This is a genomic window from Pseudomonas sp. NyZ201, assembly GCF_049860765.1.
GTDB classification, from domain to species: Bacteria; Pseudomonadota; Gammaproteobacteria; order Pseudomonadales; family Pseudomonadaceae; genus Aquipseudomonas; species Aquipseudomonas bharatica.
In genome coordinates, this window is the sequence record NZ_CP187557.1 from 6226945 (window position 1) to 6243378 (window position 16434).

The window sequence follows — 16434 nt, forward strand, 5'->3', positions numbered from 1 at the left end:
GATCCAGCCTCGCGTGGAACAACATACAATTCATGGTTCGCCACGGACCTTGTGGGAGCGGGTTCACCCGCGATTGAGTCGGTGAATTCACTACCGTCATCGCGGGTGAACCCGCTCCCACAGGGTCCGTGGCGCTTCAGAGATCTCTTAGAGCTTGATCCAGGTCGCCTTCAGTTCGGTGTACTTGTCGAACGCATGCAGCGACTTGTCGCGGCCATTGCCCGACTGCTTGAACCCGCCGAACGGCGCGGTCATGTCGCCGCCGTCGTACTGGTTGATCCACACGCTGCCGGCACGCAGGGCGCGGGCGCAACGGTGGGCCCGGGAGATATCCGCCGTCCACACGGCCGCCGCCAGGCCGAACGGTGAGTCGTTGGCAATGGCAATCGCTTCCTCGGGGGTATCGAAAGTGATCACCGACAGCACCGGGCCGAAGATCTCTTCCCGAGCGATACGCATGGCGTTGGTCACGCCATCGAAGATCGCCGGCTGCACATACACGCCGCAGGTGTCTTCCAGCACACGCTGGCCACCGGTGACCAGGGTCGCGCCATCGGCCTTGCCGGCTTCGACATAGCCGAGCACGGTATCCAGCTGGGTGCCGTCCACCAGGGCGCCGACGCGGGTCTGCGGATCCAGCGCATGGCCCGGCTTCCAGGCCTTGAGCGCGTCCACCACCATCGGCAGGAAACGCTCCTTGATCGAGCGCTCCACCAGCAGGCGCGAACCGGCGATGCAGACTTCGCCCTGATTGAAGGCGATGGCGGCAGCCGCGGCTTCGGCAGCGGCATTCAGGTCCGGCGCATCGGCGAAGACGATGTTCGGGCTCTTGCCACCGGCTTCCAGCCACACGCGCTTCATGTTGGATTCGCCGGCATACACCATCAGTTGCTTGGCGATCCGGGTCGAACCGGTGAATACCAGGGTATCCACGTCCATATGCAGGGCCAGGGCCTTGCCCACGGTGTGGCCGTAGCCCGGCAGTACGTTGAACACCCCGGCCGGAATACCGGCTTCCAGCGCCAGTTGGCCGACACGGATGGCCGTCAGTGGCGATTTTTCCGATGGTTTGAGGATGACCGAGTTACCGGTAGCCAAGGCCGGACCGAGCTTCCAGCAGGCCATCATCAGCGGGAAGTTCCACGGCACGATGGCGGCCACCACGCCGATCGGCTCGCGGGTAACCAGGCCGAGCTGGTCGTGCGGGGTCGGCGCCACTTCGTCATAGACCTTGTCGATGGCCTCGGCAGACCAACGAATCGAGTTCGCCGCCGCCGGAATGTCGATACTCAAGGCGTCGGCGATCGGCTTGCCCATGTCCAGGGTTTCCAGCAGCGCCAGCTCCCTGGCATTGGCCAGCAGCAGGTCGGCGAATGCGATAAGTACGCGCTTGCGCTCGGCCGGGGCCTGGTTGGCCCAGACGCCACTGTCGAAGGTGCGGCGGGCGGCGGCTACCGCCAGCTCCGCGTCGGCGATATCGCAGCTGGCGACGGAAGCGAGGACGCGGCCATCCACCGGGCTGACGCACTCGAACACCTCACCGCCAACGCTGTCGCGGTAGACGCCATCGACGAGGGCACGGCCTTCGATGCGCAGGCTCTGGTAAAGGGATTCCCACTGTTCGCGAGACGGGATTGTCATTGTTGTTCTCCGGGCATCAGACCGTGTGCAGGTACCAGTTGTATTCGAGGTCGGAAATCGACACCTCGAACTCCGCCAGTTCGCTTTCCTTGCAGGCGACGAAAATATCGATGTAGTCGGGGCTGATGTACTGGTTCAGCACCTCGCTGTCGTCCAGCTCGCGCAGCGCATCGCGCAGGTTGTTCGGCAGGCTCTGTTCCAGTTGCTCGTAGGAATTGCCTTCGATCGGCGCACCCGGCTCGATCTTGTTGGTCAGGCCATGGTGAATGCCGGCGAGGATCGCCGACATCATCAGGTAAGGGTTGGCGTCGGCGCCGGCCACCCGGTGCTCGATACGCACTGCATCGCTGCTGCCAGTCGGCACGCGGACCGCGACGGTACGGTTGTCCAGGCCCCAGCTCGGTGCGTTGGGCACGTAGAACTGGGCGCCGAAACGGCGATAGGAGTTGATGTTCGGGCAGAGGAAGGCCATGGATGCCGGCATGGTTTCCAGCACGCCGCCGATGGCGTGGCGCAGGGTTTCGCTCTGCTCGGGATCCTCGCTGGCGAAGATGTTCCTGCCGGTGGCCTTGTCCAGCAACGAGATGTGCACGTGCAGGCCGTTGCCGGCCTGGCCCGGATAGGGCTTGGCCATGAAGGTGGAGTCCATTTCATGGTCGTAGGCGATGTTCTTGATCACCCGCTTGAGCAGCAACGCGTAGTCGCAGGCTTTCATCGGATCGGCAACGTGGTGCAGGTTCACTTCGAACTGCGCCGGGGCACTTTCCTTGACGATGGCGTCGGCGGGGATGCCCTGTTCCTTGGCGGCCTCGAGCATGTCCTGCAGGCAATCGACGTACTCGTCGAGGTCGTCGATGAGGTACACCTGGGTCGATTGCGGACGCTTGCCGGATATCGGCGAACGCGGCGGTTGCGGACGACCGTTGAGGTTGTCCTGGTCGATCAGATAGAACTCCAGCTCGAACGCGGCGCAGATAGTCAGCCCCAGCGCGTCGAATTTCTCGACCACGCCACGCAGCACTTCCCGCGGATCGGCAAAGAACGGCGTGCCATCGAGCTCGTGCATGGTCATCAGCAGCTGCGCGGTCGGCCGTTTTTGCCACGGCTCGAAGCTCAGGGTGCCGGGAATCGGATAACAGATGCGGTCGGAGTCGCCGATATCCAGGCCCAGGCCGGTGCTTTCCACGGTGGAGCCGTTGATGTCCAGGGCGAACAGCGATGCGGGCAGGTTGATGCCCTTTTCATACACCTTTACCAGGCTCGCGCGCTCGATGCGCTTGCCGCGCACTACCCCGTTCATGTCGGCGATCAGCAGATCGACGAATTGCACCTCGGGGTGGGCCTTGAGGAATTCGCCCATTTCATCAACGGGGATGGCGCACGGGGAGACCGACGTCATGGCTAGGCATCCTTTGGAATTTTTATAGGGGCAGCGATGTAAGGAGGTAACGCGGGTATTCGGAGGCGATGGCTGGTCTTGTTCTCGGGTAGTCCATCGGAGGAACGAATGGCGCGACAAACCTTGCTCGACGGCCACGTTCGCACTATAGAATGGCCGTCACGCAAACAGACATTGGCGTTTTGGCAAGCGAAGAGTGCACCGATGCAATATCAGATCAGCCACGCCGACCTCTCCCTGGTTCTCGCCCTGGTGCGTGGTCGCTCCCTGGCCAAAGCGGCGGAACTGCTCAAGGTCGACGTTTCCACGGTGTTCCGCTCGATCCGGCGGATGGAGGCTGCGCTGGGCACGGCCTTGTTCGTCAAGAGCCGCAAGGGCTACATCCCTACCGGTACCGCCCAGGCCCTGGCGGAACAGGCCGAGCGCGCCGAACAGGCCCTGGACGCGGCGCGCGTCGCCCTGGCCCACGGCGAGCAGGTGGTCAGTGGCACGGTGCGCCTGACCTGCACCGATGCCGTGCTGCACAGCCTGCTGCTGCCGGCGCTGGCCGAGTTCATGCCGGCCTACCCGGCACTGAACCTGGAACTGGCGACGTCCAACACCTTCGCCAACCTCAGCCGACGGGATGCCGACTTGGCGCTGCGCCTGACCAATGCGCCGCCCGAGCACCTTGTAGGACGCTGCCTGGGTTCGGCGTCCTACGTTATCTGTGGCCGTGAGGAGTTTCGCCAGCGCCTGACGGAGAATCCGGCGAGCGTGCCGTGGATCGCCCCGGACGACTCCATGCAAGACCACCCTACCCTGGTCTGGCGCAGCGAAAAGCTCCCCGGCGTACTGCCGCGCTACCGCTGCAGCGGAATAGCCTCCATTGCCCAGATGGTCGGTGCCGGCCTCGGTGTTGCCGCGCTGCCCGACTACATGGCGCATACCCTGCCGGGCGTGGAGCAATTGAGCGATGCCCTGCCTGGCTGCGACATTCAGCTTTGGCTGCTGACCCGCCCGGATTGCCGTGCCCTGCGCTCGGTCCAGACGCTGTTCGACGAACTGACGCCGCGTCTGCGCAATGCCTTGATCTGATCCATAGACGAAGACTATTGAAATAGACGCTTACATCTAGGTATCGTCAGCGTATTCAGGGCTCGGGGCCGAAAACAGCGCTTCCCTAACGGCTGGTTATTTTTTAAACTGCCGAGTCCACTCGCCCACTCCCGGGCAGAACACCGCATTCGCTATTCGAGGAACACCATGGCCCGCGTAACCGTTGAAGACTGCCTGGAACACGTTGATAACCGCTTCGAGCTGGTCATGCTGTCCACCAAGCGTGCCCGTCAACTGGCAACCGGCGGCAAAGAGCCGAAAGTGGCCTGGGAAAACGACAAGCCTACCGTCGTAGCGCTGCGTGAAATCGCCGAAGGTATCGTCACCCCCGAGTTCATCGCCGCAGAAGAGATCGTCACCGAAGACCCGGTCTTCCCGACGTTCGAGGACGAGGCCAACGAGGCCGTCTAAGTCCATGCCTGGTCGACGTTGTACGGCGCGGGTCCCTTATCCTCGGCAGGAGGTCGAATCTTGCCGAGCATAGATGCCCTCGCCGATCGCCTATCGACCTATCTGGGTCCCGAGCAGGTCAACCTGGTCCGCCGGGCCTATTTCTACGCCGAACAGGCCCATGACGGCCAACGCCGCCGCAGCGGCGAGGCGTACGTCACGCATCCCCTGGCCGTCGCCAGCATCCTCGCCGACATGCACATGGACCATCAGAGCCTGATGGCAGCCATGCTGCACGATGTGATCGAAGACACCGGCATCGCCAAGGAAGCCCTCAGTTCGCAGTTCGGCGAGACCGTCGCCGAGCTGGTCGATGGCGTCAGCAAGCTGACCCAGATGAACTTCGAGACCAAGGCCGAGGCCCAGGCGGAAAACTTCCAGAAGATGGCCATGGCCATGGCCCGGGATATCCGCGTGATCCTGGTCAAGCTGGCCGACCGCCTGCACAACATGCGCACCCTGGAAGTGCTGTCCGGCGAAAAACGCCGGCGCATCGCCAAGGAAACCCTGGAGATCTACGCCCCCATCGCCAATCGCCTGGGTATGCACAGCGTGCGTATCGAATTCGAGGACCTGGGTTTCAAGGCGATGTACCCGATGCGCTCGGCGCGTATCTACCAGGCGGTCAAGCGCGCCCGCGGCAACCGCAAGGAAATCGTCAACAAGATCGAGGAATCGCTGAGCCATTGCCTGGCCGTCGATGGCATCGAAGGCGAGGTCAGCGGCCGCCAGAAACACATCTATGGCATCTACAAGAAGATGCGCGGCAAGCGCCGGGCCTTCAACGAGATCATGGATGTCTACGCGTTCCGCATCATCGTCGACAAGGTCGACACCTGCTACCGCGTGCTCGGCGCCGTGCACAACCTGTACAAGCCGCTGCCCGGGCGCTTCAAGGACTACATCGCGATCCCCAAGGCCAACGGCTACCAGTCGCTGCACACGACCCTGTTCGGCATGCACGGCGTGCCCATCGAGATCCAGATCCGCACCCGCGAGATGGAAGAGATGGCCAACAACGGCATCGCCGCCCACTGGCTGTACAAGTCCAGCGATGAGGAAAAGCCCAAGGGCACCCATGCCCGTGCCCGGCAGTGGGTCAAGGGTGTGCTGGAACTGCAGCAACGTGCGGGCAACTCCCTGGAATTCATCGAGAGCGTGAAGATCGACCTGTTCCCCGACGAGGTCTACGTGTTCACGCCCAAGGGCCGCATCATGGAGCTGCCCAAAGGCTCCACCGCGGTCGATTTCGCCTACGCGGTACACACCGACGTCGGCAACAGTTGCATCGCCTGCCGCATCAACCGCCGCCTGGCGCCGCTGTCGGAACCGCTGCAAAGCGGCTCCACCGTGGAAATCGTCAGCGCCCCGGGCGCCCGACCCAATCCGGCCTGGCTCAACTTCGTGGTCACCGGCAAGGCGCGCACGCATATTCGTCACGCCCTCAAGCTGCAGCGCCGCTCCGAGTCGATCAACCTCGGCGAACGCCTGCTGAACAAGGTGCTCAACGGTTTCGACAGCGCCCTCGACAAGATTCCGCCGGAACGCATCCAGGCCATGCTCGCCGAGTACCGCCTGGAAGTGATCGAAGACCTGCTGGAAGACATCGGCCTGGGCAACCGCATGGCCTACGTGGTCGCCCGCCGCTTGCTGTCCACCGAGGGCGAGCAGTTGCCCAACCCGGAAGGGCCGCTGGCGATCCGCGGTACCGAAGGCCTGGTGCTCAGCTACGCCAAGTGCTGCACGCCGATCCCGGGCGATCCGATCGTCGGGCACCTGTCGGCGGGCAAGGGCATGGTGGTGCACCTGGAGAGCTGCCGGAACATCAGCGAAATCCGCCACAATCCGGAAAAGTGCATCCAGCTGTCCTGGGCCAAGGACGTTACCGGCGAATTCAACGTCGAACTGCGCGTCGAGCTGGAACACCAGCGCGGCCTGATCGCGCTGCTTGCCAGCAGCGTCAACGCCGCCGACGGCAACATCGAGAAAATCAGCATGGATGAACGCGATGGCCGCATCAGCGTCGTCCAGTTGGTGGTCAGCGTGCACGACCGCGTGCACCTGGCCCGCGTGATCAAGAAACTGCGCGCGCTGACGGGCGTCATCCGCATCACCCGCATGCGCGCGTAGCCCTTCCCTTGCAAGGAGTCCCCATGACCAAGACCGTCATCAACAGCGACAAGGCACCCGCCGCCATCGGTACCTACTCCCAGGCGATCAAGGCCGGCAACACCGTCTACATGTCGGGCCAGATTCCCCTCGATCCGAAAACCATGGAACTGGTCGAAGGCTTCGAAGCCCAGACCGTCCAGGTGTTCGAGAACCTCAAGGCCGTGGCCGAGGCTGCTGGCGGCTCCTTCAAGGACATCGTCAAGCTGAACATCTTCCTGACCGACCTGAGCCATTTCGCCAAGGTCAACGAAGTCATGGGCCGCTACTTCGAGCAGCCGTACCCTGCCCGCGCGGCCATCGGCGTCGCGGCGTTGCCACGCGGTTCGCAGGTCGAGATGGACGCTATCCTGGTACTCGAGTAACACGCCTGCGGCGGGCGATCCGGCCCGCCGCACCTTTTCCTGAAGGACCCCGCCATGCGCCACGCGCTTGCCCTTTCCCTGGTTGCCGCACTGCTGGGCGGCTGCGCCAGCCACAAACCCGAAGACTACAACGGCATCTGGATCAACCAGGCCGCGATCGACGCTGCCGCCAAGGGCACCGGCCTGCGCTATGCGCTGGAGCGCAACGGTCCGAACTTCGAGTGGAAGGTCAATATCGCTGCGGGCCAGGCCAGCTATAGCAACGGCTTCGAACTGGTCGAAGGCCGGCTGAGCGCGGTAGACGAAAATCACTGGCAAGTGCAGCTGGACGGGGACCAGGTGGAGAACCTCGAGCTGGACGGCAAGGAACTGGTCCAGGCCACCAGCGACTGGGCGCCGGAGCAACGCTTCCAGCGCACGACCAATGTGATCGACGCCGATGTTCCGCCGGGTGCGATTTTCGAGAAGGCGCTGTATGGCGCCTACATGAAGGGCGACTGGCGTGTCCTGGAGGGTCCGGGCCAGGGCGGTACCGTACGCTTCCGCGACAACGGCAGCCTGGACGGCCTGCCCAACCTCGACCGCTATGCCCTGTGCCTGGCCGGCGACTGCGCAACCATGACCGGCAAGTACGACAGCATGTGGCTCGAGCGCAACCAGCAAGGCAACCCGTGGATTTTCAAGCGTGATGGCAAGCAACTGGAGATTTTCCAGGCCGTCAACGAAGCGCGACCGGACGAGATGCCGGAACTGCGTCCGGGTGCCCGGCGCTGGTTGCTGGAGCGCAAGTAAACACGCGGACCCTGTGGGAGCGGGTTCACCCGCGATTGCAGTAGTGAAGTCACCATAGCCATCGCGGGTAAACCCGCTCCCACAGGGTCCGCGTTGTGCTTTAGAGCTTTTGCCCTTCAAGGATCGCGGCGTAGCCTTCGCGGTAGCTCGGATAAGTCGGTGCCCAGCCCAGCGCCCGGGCCCGGGCGTTACTGCAACGCTTGCTCCCGGTACGCCTCACCCGCTGCTGCTCCGACCATTCGGTAACGCCCATGTACTCACGCAGCCAGCCCACCACTTCGGCCAGCGGCGCGGGCGCGTCGTCCACACCGATATAGCAGTCGTCCAGCGCCCGCCCGTCGTGATCGGCACGCAACAGGAAAGCCAACAACCCGGCGGCGTCCTCGGCGTGGATACGGTTGCCATACAACGGCGGCTCTTCCGTCACCCGATAGCCCTGCCGCACCTGGCTCAGCAACCATTCGCGACCCGGACCGTAGATCCCGGTCAAGCGCACCACGCTGGCCGGAATCCCGCTCTCCAGGGCCAGGCGCTCCGCCTCCAGCATCACCCGGCCGGAATATTCCTGCGGCGCGGTTTCCGCGGTCTCGTCGATCCATTCCCCATTCTTCTGGGCGAACACGCTGCTGCTGGAGACGAACAGCAGGCGACGCGGCCTCTGGCCACGTTCTGCCAGCCAGCCCAGCACGTTACGCAGCCCCTCGACATAGGCCGAGCGGTAGCCGGGCTCGTCATGCTGGCTGGCAGCCACGCAATAGACCAGGTAATCGGGGCCTATCGTCGGCCAATCTGCGGGGATTTCGCGCCTTTCGAGATCCGCAGCGATAGCCGTGACGCCTGCAGGCACTGCGCTGGCAGTACGCCGCAGACCACTCACCGACCAGCCGCCCGCCAGCAATTGCCTGGCCAGGCGACCACCGACATCGCCACAACCAACGATCAGGACTGAAGGTGCTGACATGCTGAAACTCCCGTAATCAAAGGCTGGACTATCCCGGCAAAATCGATAGGCGGCTAGCGATGAAGTTAAAAAAAGCTACTTTATTACTTTTGCTAACAAGAATTACTTGCAATAATGGCCGCCCATTTTTCTGTTCTCGGCCTGTTTCGAGGCCCTGAAGAGCATCCACCCATTCTTCTTCATCAGGTCCGGCCAGCATGACACGCATCCAACCTTCCGCTTCGCCAACCACATCGCGCGCCCTGCGCGCCATCGCAGCGCTGATGTTCAGCCTGATGCTGGCACCCGCTGCGATGGCTGAAGAGCCAACGACCGCCGCGCCAGCCCCTGCCGCCGCCGCTGCCCCGGCCACTCCGGCTACGCAAGCGGCCGCGCCTGATGCCGAACAACCAGCGGCCGCTCCGGTTGCTGCGCCCGTGGAAGGCACGGCCGAGCCCCTGAATGCGGACGGCGAGCCCCTGGCCGAAGACACCACCCTGGGCATGGGCCACGACCTGTCGCCATGGGGCATGTACCAGAACGCCGACGTGGTGGTCAAAGCGGTCATGATCGGCCTGGCCATCGCCTCGATCATCACCTGGACCATCTGGATCGCCAAGGGCTTCGAGCTGCTGGGTGCCAAACGCCGCCTGCGGGGTGAAATCGCCGCGCTGAAGAAATCGGTATCGCTCAAGGACGCCGCCGACAAGGCCGACAAGCCCGGTACCCTGGCCCATGTGCTGATCCACGACGCCCTGGAGGAGATGCACCTTTCGGCCAACGCCCGTGAGAAGGAAGGCATCAAGGAACGCGTCAGCTTCCGCCTCGAGCGCCTGGTTGCTGCCAGCGGCCGCAATATGTCCAGCGGTACCGGCGTGCTCGCCACCATCGGCTCCACTGCACCGTTCGTCGGCCTGTTCGGTACCGTGTGGGGCATCATGAACAGCTTCATCGGCATCGCCAAGACCCAGACCACCAACCTCGCCGTGGTTGCCCCGGGTATCGCCGAAGCGCTGCTGGCCACCGCCCTGGGCCTGGTCGCGGCCATCCCTGCCGTGGTCATCTACAACGTCTTCGCCCGTTCCATCGCTGGCTACAAGGCCCAGGTGTCCGACGCTTCGGCGCAGGTCCTGCTGCTGGTCAGCCGTGATCTGGACCACCAGCCAGGCGAGCGCTCCGCTCAGCCGCACATGGTGAAAGTGGGGTAAGCCATGGGCCTGCATCTTAATGAAGGTGGCGACGATCTCGCCGAAAACCACGAAATCAACGTAACGCCGTTCATCGACGTCATGCTGGTGCTGCTGATCATCTTCATGGTCGCAGCGCCGCTGGCGACGGTCGACATCAAGGTCGACCTGCCCGCCTCGACCGCGAAACCTGCGCCGAGGCCGGAAAAGCCGGTGTTCCTCAGCGTCAAGGCCGACCAGAAGCTGTACCTGGGCGACGATCTGGTCCAGCAACATGACCAGTTGGGCGCGTTGCTGGATGCCAAGACCAAGGGCGACAAGGAAACCACGATCTTCTTCCAGGCCGACAAGGGCGTGGACTACGGCGATCTGATGGATGTCATGAACATTCTGCGCGCCGCCGGCTACCTCAAGGTCGGCCTGGTCGGGCTTGAGACGGCAGCGAAGAAATGATCGAGACCCGGTACAAGCTGGGGCGTTACGGCGGTAGCCTGTTGATCGTGCTGGCGGTGCATGCCGTTGCCATTGCGCTGACCCTGAACTGGTCAAAGCCCGAGGCTATCGAATTGCCGCCTGCGGCCATGATGATCGCAATGCCACCGATGCCGGAGCCGGCACCGCCACCGCCGCCCAAGGTGGTGACACCGCCACAGCCACCGGCACCGGTGGAAGAGCCGCCGCTGCCGAAGCTGGTCGAGGCGCCAAAACCAAAGATCGCCATTCCCAAGCCCGCCAAGCCGAAGGCCAAGCCCCAGCCGCCCAAGCCCGAGCAGAAGGAAGAGCCGAAGCAGAAGCCGGTCGAGCAGGAAGTCGCCAACGCACCGCCTAGCCCCGCCCCGGCTACCAAGCCGGCAGCCGCGGCACCTAGCGTGGCGAGCAACAGCGAGGCCAAGGCGACCTGGCAGAGCGACCTGCTGAACCATCTGGCGAAGTACAAGCGCTATCCGGAAGATGCACGCCGCCGGGGCCAGACGGGCATTACCCAGCTGCGTTTCGTGGTCGATTCCGAGGGCCGCGTGGTGTCCTACGAACTGGTGGGCAAGTCCGGCAGCGCCTCGCTGGACCGTGCGACCCTGGAGATGATCCGCAGGGCCCAGCCGCTACCCCCGCCGCCGAAGGACATCCTGACCAACGGCGTGATCGACCTGAAGGCACCGTTTGTCTTCTCCCTCGAGAAGGGCCGGCGCTAGATCGGATTGGGGCCGCGTTGCGGCCCCATGATTTATTGCCAATCATCATTTCTGTCGCACGCAAGCAAGTCTGATAACGTGCGTCTATCGGTTGCAGCCGCTATGCTGGGGCCGCTACTTCATGGACGCACGTTATGACCCTTACAGAATTGCGCTACATCGTCACTCTTGCCCAGGAACAGCACTTCGGCCACGCCGCCGAGCGCTGCCACGTCAGCCAGCCGACGCTGTCGGTGGGCGTGAAAAAGCTGGAGGACGAACTCGGCGTGCTGATCTTCGAGCGCAGCAAGAGCGCGGTGCGCCTGACCCCGGTCGGCGAGAGCATCGTGGCCCAGGCGCAGAAGGTCCTGGAACAGGCCCAGGGCATCCGCGAGCTGGCCCAGGCCGGCAAGAACCAGCTGACTGCGCCACTCAAGGTCGGGGCGATCTATACGGTCGGGCCCTACCTGTTCCCGCACCTGATTCCACAACTGCACCGGGTCGCCCCGCAGATGCCGTTGTACATCGAGGAAAACTTCACCCACGTATTACGCGACAAACTGCGCAACGGCGAACTGGATGCAGTGATCATCGCCCTGCCGTTCAACGAAGCGGACGTGCTGACCCTGCCGCTCTATGACGAGCCGTTCTACGTGCTGATGCCCAGCGGCCACCCCTGGACCCGCCAGGAAACCATCGACGCCAGCCTGCTCAACGACAAGAGCCTGCTGCTGCTCGGCGAAGGCCACTGTTTCCGCGACCAGGTCCTGGAAGCCTGCCCGACCCTGGGCAAGGGCAGCGAAGGCGCCAAGCACACCACGGTGGAATCCAGCTCGCTGGAGACCATCCGTCATATGGTCGCCTCTGGCCTGGGCGTGTCGATCCTGCCGCTCTCGGCCGTGCACAGCCATCATTACGCCCCGGGCGTGATCGAAGTGCGCCCGTTGAGCCCACCCGCACCGTTCCGTACCGTGGCCATCGCCTGGCGCGCCAGCTTCCCGCGGCCCAAGGCGATCGAGATCCTCGCCGACTCGATTCGCCTCTGCTCCGTGGCCAAGCCGCCAGCGAACGGGTAGGCCGGCGCCATGACCGAGTTGTCCCATGTGTCGGTCACGGCACTGAAAGGTGTTGGTGAAGCCCTGGCCGAGAAACTGGCCAAGGTCGGCCTGGAAACCCTCCAGGACGTACTGTTCCACCTGCCCCTGCGCTACCAGGACCGTACCCGCGTGGTGCCGATCGGCGCCTTGCGCCCGGGTCAGGACGCGGTGATCGAGGGTGTCGTCAGCGGTGCCGACGTGGTCATGGGCAAGCGCCGCAGCCTGGTGGTGCGGCTGGGTGATGGCAGCGGCGTGCTCAGCCTGCGCTTCTATCACTTCAGCATGGCGCAGAAGGACGCGCTCAAGCGCGGCACCCACGTGCGCTGTTACGGCGAGGCGCGTCCCGGAGCCTCCGGCCTGGAGATCTACCATCCGGAATACCGCACCCTCAACGGCAACGAGCCGCCGCCCCCGGTGGACCAGACCCTGACGCCGATCTACCCGACCACCGAAGGCCTGACCCAGCAGCGCCTGCGCCAGTTGAGCCAGCAGACCCTGGCGATGCTCGGCCCGCGCAGCCTGCCGGACTGGCTGCCGGAAGAGCTGGCCCGGGACTATCACCTCGGCCCGCTGGACGAAGCCATCCGCTACCTGCATCAGCCGCCGGCGGATGCCGATGTCGATGAGCTCGCCGAAGGCCAGCATTGGGCCCAGCATCGCCTGGCCTTCGAAGAGCTGCTGACCCACCAGCTGTCGCAACAACGCCTTCGTGAAAGCATGCGTTCGCTGCGCGCGCCGGTCTTGCCACGGGCCAGCCGGCTGCCGCAACAATTCCTCGCCAACCTGGGCTTCCCGCCGACCGGTGCGCAGCAACGGGTCGGCAACGAGATCGCCTACGACCTGAGCCAGCAGGAGCCGATGCTGCGTCTGGTCCAGGGTGACGTTGGCGCGGGCAAGACCGTGGTCGCCGCCCTTGCCGCCCTGCAGGCGCTGGAAGCGGGTTACCAGGTTGCCCTGATGGCGCCCACCGAGATCCTCGCCGAGCAGCATTTCATCACCTTCAAGCGCTGGCTCGAGCCGCTGGGCATCGAGGTCGCCTGGCTCGCCGGCAAGCTCAAGGGCAAGGCCCGCACCGCGGCACTCGAACAGATCGCCACGGGCACGCCGATGGTGGTCGGCACCCATGCCTTGTTCCAGGAAGAAGTGAAGTTCCATAACCTGGCCCTGGCGATCATCGACGAGCAGCACCGCTTCGGCGTGCAACAGCGCCTGGCCCTGCGGCAGAAGGGCGTGGGCGGGCGCTTCTGCCCGCACCAGTTGATCATGACCGCGACCCCGATCCCGCGGACCCTGGCCATGAGCGCCTACGCCGACCTCGATACGTCGATCCTCGATGAACTGCCCCCGGGCCGAACGCCGGTGAACACCGTGCTGGTCGCCGATAGCAGGCGCTTCGAAGTGGTCGAGCGGGTCCGCGCCGCCTGCGCCGAAGGACGGCAGGCCTATTGGGTGTGCACCTTGATCGAGGAATCCGAGGAGTTGACCTGCCAGGCCGCCGAAACCACCTTCGAAGAGCTGTCGAGTGCCCTGGGCGAGCTGCGCGTAGGATTGATCCACGGGCGGATGAAAGCAGCGGAAAAAGCTGCGGTAATGGCCGAGTTCAAGGAAGGCCACCTGCAATTGCTGGTGGCGACGACGGTGATCGAGGTAGGCGTGGACGTTCCCAACGCCAGCCTGATGATCATCGAAAACCCCGAGCGCCTGGGCCTGGCCCAACTGCACCAGCTACGCGGCCGGGTCGGACGCGGCAGCGCAGCGAGCCATTGCGTGCTGCTCTATCATCCACCGCTGTCGCAGATCGGCCGGGAACGCCTGGGGATCATGCGCGAAACCAATGATGGTTTCGTCATTGCCGAGAAGGACCTGGAACTGCGCGGCCCCGGAGAAATGCTCGGCACCCGCCAGACCGGCCTGCTGCAATTCAAGGTCGCCGACCTGATGCGCGATGCCGACCTGCTGCCCGCCGTACGCGACGCAGCCCAGGCGCTGCTGGCGCGCTGGCCCGATCACGTCAGCCCGCTGCTGGAACGCTGGCTGCGTCATGGCCAACAATACGGCCAGGTGTGATGCGCTCGACGGAATTGGATCCAGCCGGCCGGCCAAGCTGGTTATAATCTCGACACTGTGAAGAATTTGGATACAGACCATGATTGAAGTTGCCCTCGAAACCGCAACCCCACAGGTTCCGTCTGTTATCCGGCTGCTGCTCGACAAGCTGGGTGTCGCCTACCGCGAAGTGGCCGATCACCCGCAGCTGCCGCCCGAAACCCGCGTTCAGGCCGTTCTTCTCGACGACACGGTCGGCGCGCTGATGGTGCTGTTCCCGCAGAGCCAGTTGCTCGACCTGAGCCGTCTCACCGAGCTGACCGGCCGCAAGCTCGCCGCCGTGCCGCTGGAGCGCCTGCAGGGCATGCTGGACAAGCACGGGCTGAAAATCCTTCCCGGTATCCCGGCCCTTACCAGTTCGCCCTGCCTGTACGAGGAAAGCCTGCTCAAGCCGGACGCCCTGCTGGTGCAGTCGGGTGAACCCGGGCTGCTGCTGGAGATCGAGCGCGACGACTTCCGCAAGATGCTCAACAAGGCCAGCGCCGGCCAGTTCGGCGAGCTGCTGAGCAAGATCCATCCGAACCTCGACCGCCCCCTGGACGACCGCGACGAGATCACCCAGGCGGTCCAGGCCTTCACTGCGCGGCGTATCCAGCAGCGCCTGGAGTCGACCATCGAGATCCCGCCACTGGCCGAAACCGCGCAGAAAATCATCAAGCTGCGGGTCGACCCCAACGCGACCATCGACGACATCACCGGCGTGGTAGAGACCGACCCGGCCCTGGCGGCGCAGGTCGTCAGTTGGGCGGCATCGCCTTACTATGCGTCGCCGGGCAAGATCCGTTCGGTGGAAGACGCGATCGTCCGCGTGCTTGGCTTCGACCTGGTGATCAACCTGGCGCTCGGCCTGGCCCTGGGCAAGACCCTCAGCCTGCCGAAGGACCACCCGCAACACACCACGCCGTACTGGCAGCAATCGATCTACACCGCCGCGGTGATCGAAGGCCTGACCCGCGCCATGCCCCGGGCCGAGCGTCCCGAGGCCGGCCTGACCTACCTGGCGGGCCTGCTGCACAATTTCGGCTACCTGCTGCTGGCACACGTCTTCCCGCCGCATTTCTCGTTGATCTGCAGGCACCTGGAGGTCAACCCGCACGTCTGCCACAGCTATGTCGAACAACACCTGCTAGGCATCAGCCGCGAGCAGATCGGCGCCTGGCTGATGCGCTTCTGGGACATGCCGGACGAGCTGGCCACGGCCCTGCGCTTCCAGAACGACCCGCACTATGCCGGTGACCATTCGCCGTTCGCCAACCTGGTATGCCTGTCGGTGCGTCTGTTGCGCGGACGGGGCATTGGCTCGGGGCCGGATGAGGCGATTCCGGATGAACTGCTCGATCGCCTGAACATCAGCCGCGAGAAGGCCGAGGATGTGGTGAACAAGGTGCTGGAAGCGGAAGTGATGTTGCGCGAACTGGCCTCGCAGTTCAGCCAGCACTAGAAAGACCGCCACGGACCCTGTGGGAGCGGGTTTACCCGCGATTGCGGCAGTGAATCCACCTTAGCAATCGCGGGTAAACCCGCTCCCACAGGGTCCGCGATCAACTTCAGCTTTTCTTCTTAGGTTTCAGGTACTTCATCAACCCCTGGAACCAGATCACCAGCGCCGGATTACCCTTGATCTGGATGCTCTTGTCCTGAATCCCCTGCATGAACGCCAATTGCTTGTTCTTCGCCTGCAGGGTTTCGAAACCGAAGGCCGCGTCCTTGAACGCAATGGCGAAGGCCGGCTCCGGGTGAGTTCCGCCACTGCTGCGGATACGGCTGTCCTTCACGATGAAATGACGAGCAACCTTGCCGTCCAGCGTCTGCAACTGGAACACCAGCTCCTTGTCCTTGAGTTGCTGCTGGAACGCCGGGTTGTTGCGACTGGCCCGGGCCATCAACAGCCCCATGGCCCAAAGAAGAAAGCGGAACTTCATGAATGCGCCTCGGTGAAAAAATGACTGCCGGGCGCAGTTTATCCTTTTAATGAACGAAAGCTACTGATCCCGCAAACAAAACGGGCATCCCCAGGATGC

Annotated in this window: 16 protein-coding genes; 11 read left to right on the plus strand and 5 right to left on the minus strand. The window is 63.9% G+C overall.

Going from position 1 to position 16434, the window contains the following annotated elements:
- Window positions 1–147: 147 nt before the first annotated feature.
- Window positions 148–1641, minus strand: coding sequence for an aldehyde dehydrogenase (locus ACPFMA_RS28085; protein ID WP_425929453.1), 1494 nt, complete (start codon window positions 1639–1641; stop codon window positions 148–150).
- A 16-nt stretch (window positions 1642–1657) separates the two neighbouring features.
- Window positions 1658–3040 (minus strand): glutamine synthetase family protein, encoded by a 1383-nt coding sequence (locus tag ACPFMA_RS28090; RefSeq protein ID WP_064302216.1) that lies wholly within the window; start codon window positions 3038–3040, stop codon window positions 1658–1660.
- Between the two features lie 204 nt (window positions 3041–3244).
- On the opposite strand from ACPFMA_RS28090, the gene ACPFMA_RS28095 reads away from it, so the two are divergent.
- The 5 genes from ACPFMA_RS28095 to ACPFMA_RS28115 all read left to right on the plus strand — a co-directional run bounded on the left by ACPFMA_RS28095 (window position 3245) and on the right by ACPFMA_RS28115 (window position 7914).
- Entirely contained in the window at window positions 3245–4117 is an 873-nt protein-coding gene (locus tag ACPFMA_RS28095; protein WP_064302215.1) for a LysR family transcriptional regulator, read from the plus strand.
- A gap of 168 nt (window positions 4118–4285) precedes the next feature.
- Window positions 4286–4549 (plus strand): DNA-directed RNA polymerase subunit omega, encoded by a 264-nt coding sequence (gene rpoZ / locus ACPFMA_RS28100; RefSeq protein ID WP_009394405.1) that lies wholly within the window; start codon window positions 4286–4288, stop codon window positions 4547–4549.
- Between the two features lie 60 nt (window positions 4550–4609).
- Window positions 4610–6718, plus strand: a complete 2109-nt coding sequence (gene spoT, locus ACPFMA_RS28105) for a bifunctional GTP diphosphokinase/guanosine-3',5'-bis pyrophosphate 3'-pyrophosphohydrolase (protein ID WP_009394406.1) — start codon at window positions 4610–4612, stop codon at window positions 6716–6718.
- Between the two features lie 23 nt (window positions 6719–6741).
- On the plus strand, window positions 6742–7122 hold the full coding sequence (locus ACPFMA_RS28110; protein WP_009394407.1) for a RidA family protein: 381 nt from the start codon (window positions 6742–6744) through the stop codon (window positions 7120–7122).
- A gap of 54 nt (window positions 7123–7176) precedes the next feature.
- On the plus strand, window positions 7177–7914 hold the full coding sequence (locus ACPFMA_RS28115; RefSeq protein WP_009394408.1) for a hypothetical protein: 738 nt from the start codon (window positions 7177–7179) through the stop codon (window positions 7912–7914).
- 100 nt (window positions 7915–8014) lie between these two features.
- On the opposite strand, the gene ACPFMA_RS28120 is transcribed toward ACPFMA_RS28115, so the two are convergent.
- Both ACPFMA_RS28120 and ACPFMA_RS28125 read right to left on the minus strand, forming a co-directional pair.
- Complete coding sequence (locus tag ACPFMA_RS28120) at window positions 8015–8875, minus strand: SDR family oxidoreductase (protein ID WP_420059318.1); 861 nt, start codon at window positions 8873–8875, stop codon at window positions 8015–8017.
- Window positions 8876–8903: 28 nt separating this feature from the next.
- Entirely contained in the window at window positions 8904–9083 is a 180-nt protein-coding gene (locus tag ACPFMA_RS28125; protein ID WP_158467730.1) for a hypothetical protein, read from the minus strand.
- Here ACPFMA_RS28125 and exbB point away from each other — a divergent pair.
- The 6 genes from exbB (at window position 9073) to ACPFMA_RS28155 (ending at window position 15854) form a co-directional block, all read left to right on the plus strand.
- Window positions 9073–10062, plus strand: coding sequence for a tonB-system energizer ExbB (gene exbB / locus ACPFMA_RS28130; protein ID WP_425929454.1), 990 nt, complete (start codon window positions 9073–9075; stop codon window positions 10060–10062). The two genes, ACPFMA_RS28125 and exbB, sit on opposite strands and share 11 nt — an antisense overlap.
- 3 nt (window positions 10063–10065) lie before the next feature.
- Window positions 10066–10494, plus strand: a complete 429-nt coding sequence (exbD, locus tag ACPFMA_RS28135) for a TonB system transport protein ExbD (protein WP_064302212.1) — start codon at window positions 10066–10068, stop codon at window positions 10492–10494.
- Window positions 10491–11231, plus strand: a complete 741-nt coding sequence (locus tag ACPFMA_RS28140; RefSeq protein ID WP_009394412.1) for an energy transducer TonB — start codon at window positions 10491–10493, stop codon at window positions 11229–11231. Before exbD ends, ACPFMA_RS28140 begins: the two co-directional genes overlap by 4 nt.
- A 134-nt stretch (window positions 11232–11365) precedes the next feature.
- Window positions 11366–12286: a hydrogen peroxide-inducible genes activator gene (locus ACPFMA_RS28145; RefSeq protein WP_009394413.1), complete on the plus strand. Its 921-nt coding sequence runs from the start codon at window positions 11366–11368 to the stop codon at window positions 12284–12286.
- 9 nt (window positions 12287–12295) lie between these two features.
- A complete protein-coding gene (gene recG, locus ACPFMA_RS28150) occupies window positions 12296–14374 on the plus strand; it encodes an ATP-dependent DNA helicase RecG (protein ID WP_009394414.1) in 2079 nt (692 codons plus the stop codon).
- Window positions 14375–14453: 79 nt separating this feature from the next.
- Window positions 14454–15854 (plus strand): aminoacyl-tRNA deacylase and HDOD domain-containing protein, encoded by a 1401-nt coding sequence (locus ACPFMA_RS28155; protein WP_064302211.1) that lies wholly within the window; start codon window positions 14454–14456, stop codon window positions 15852–15854.
- A gap of 106 nt (window positions 15855–15960) precedes the next feature.
- On the opposite strand, the gene ACPFMA_RS28160 is transcribed toward ACPFMA_RS28155, so the two are convergent.
- Window positions 15961–16335 carry a hypothetical protein gene (locus tag ACPFMA_RS28160; RefSeq protein WP_064302210.1) on the minus strand — a complete coding sequence of 125 codons (375 nt, stop codon included), beginning with the start codon at window positions 16333–16335 and terminating at the stop codon, window positions 15961–15963.
- Window positions 16336–16434: the final 99 nt, after the last annotated feature.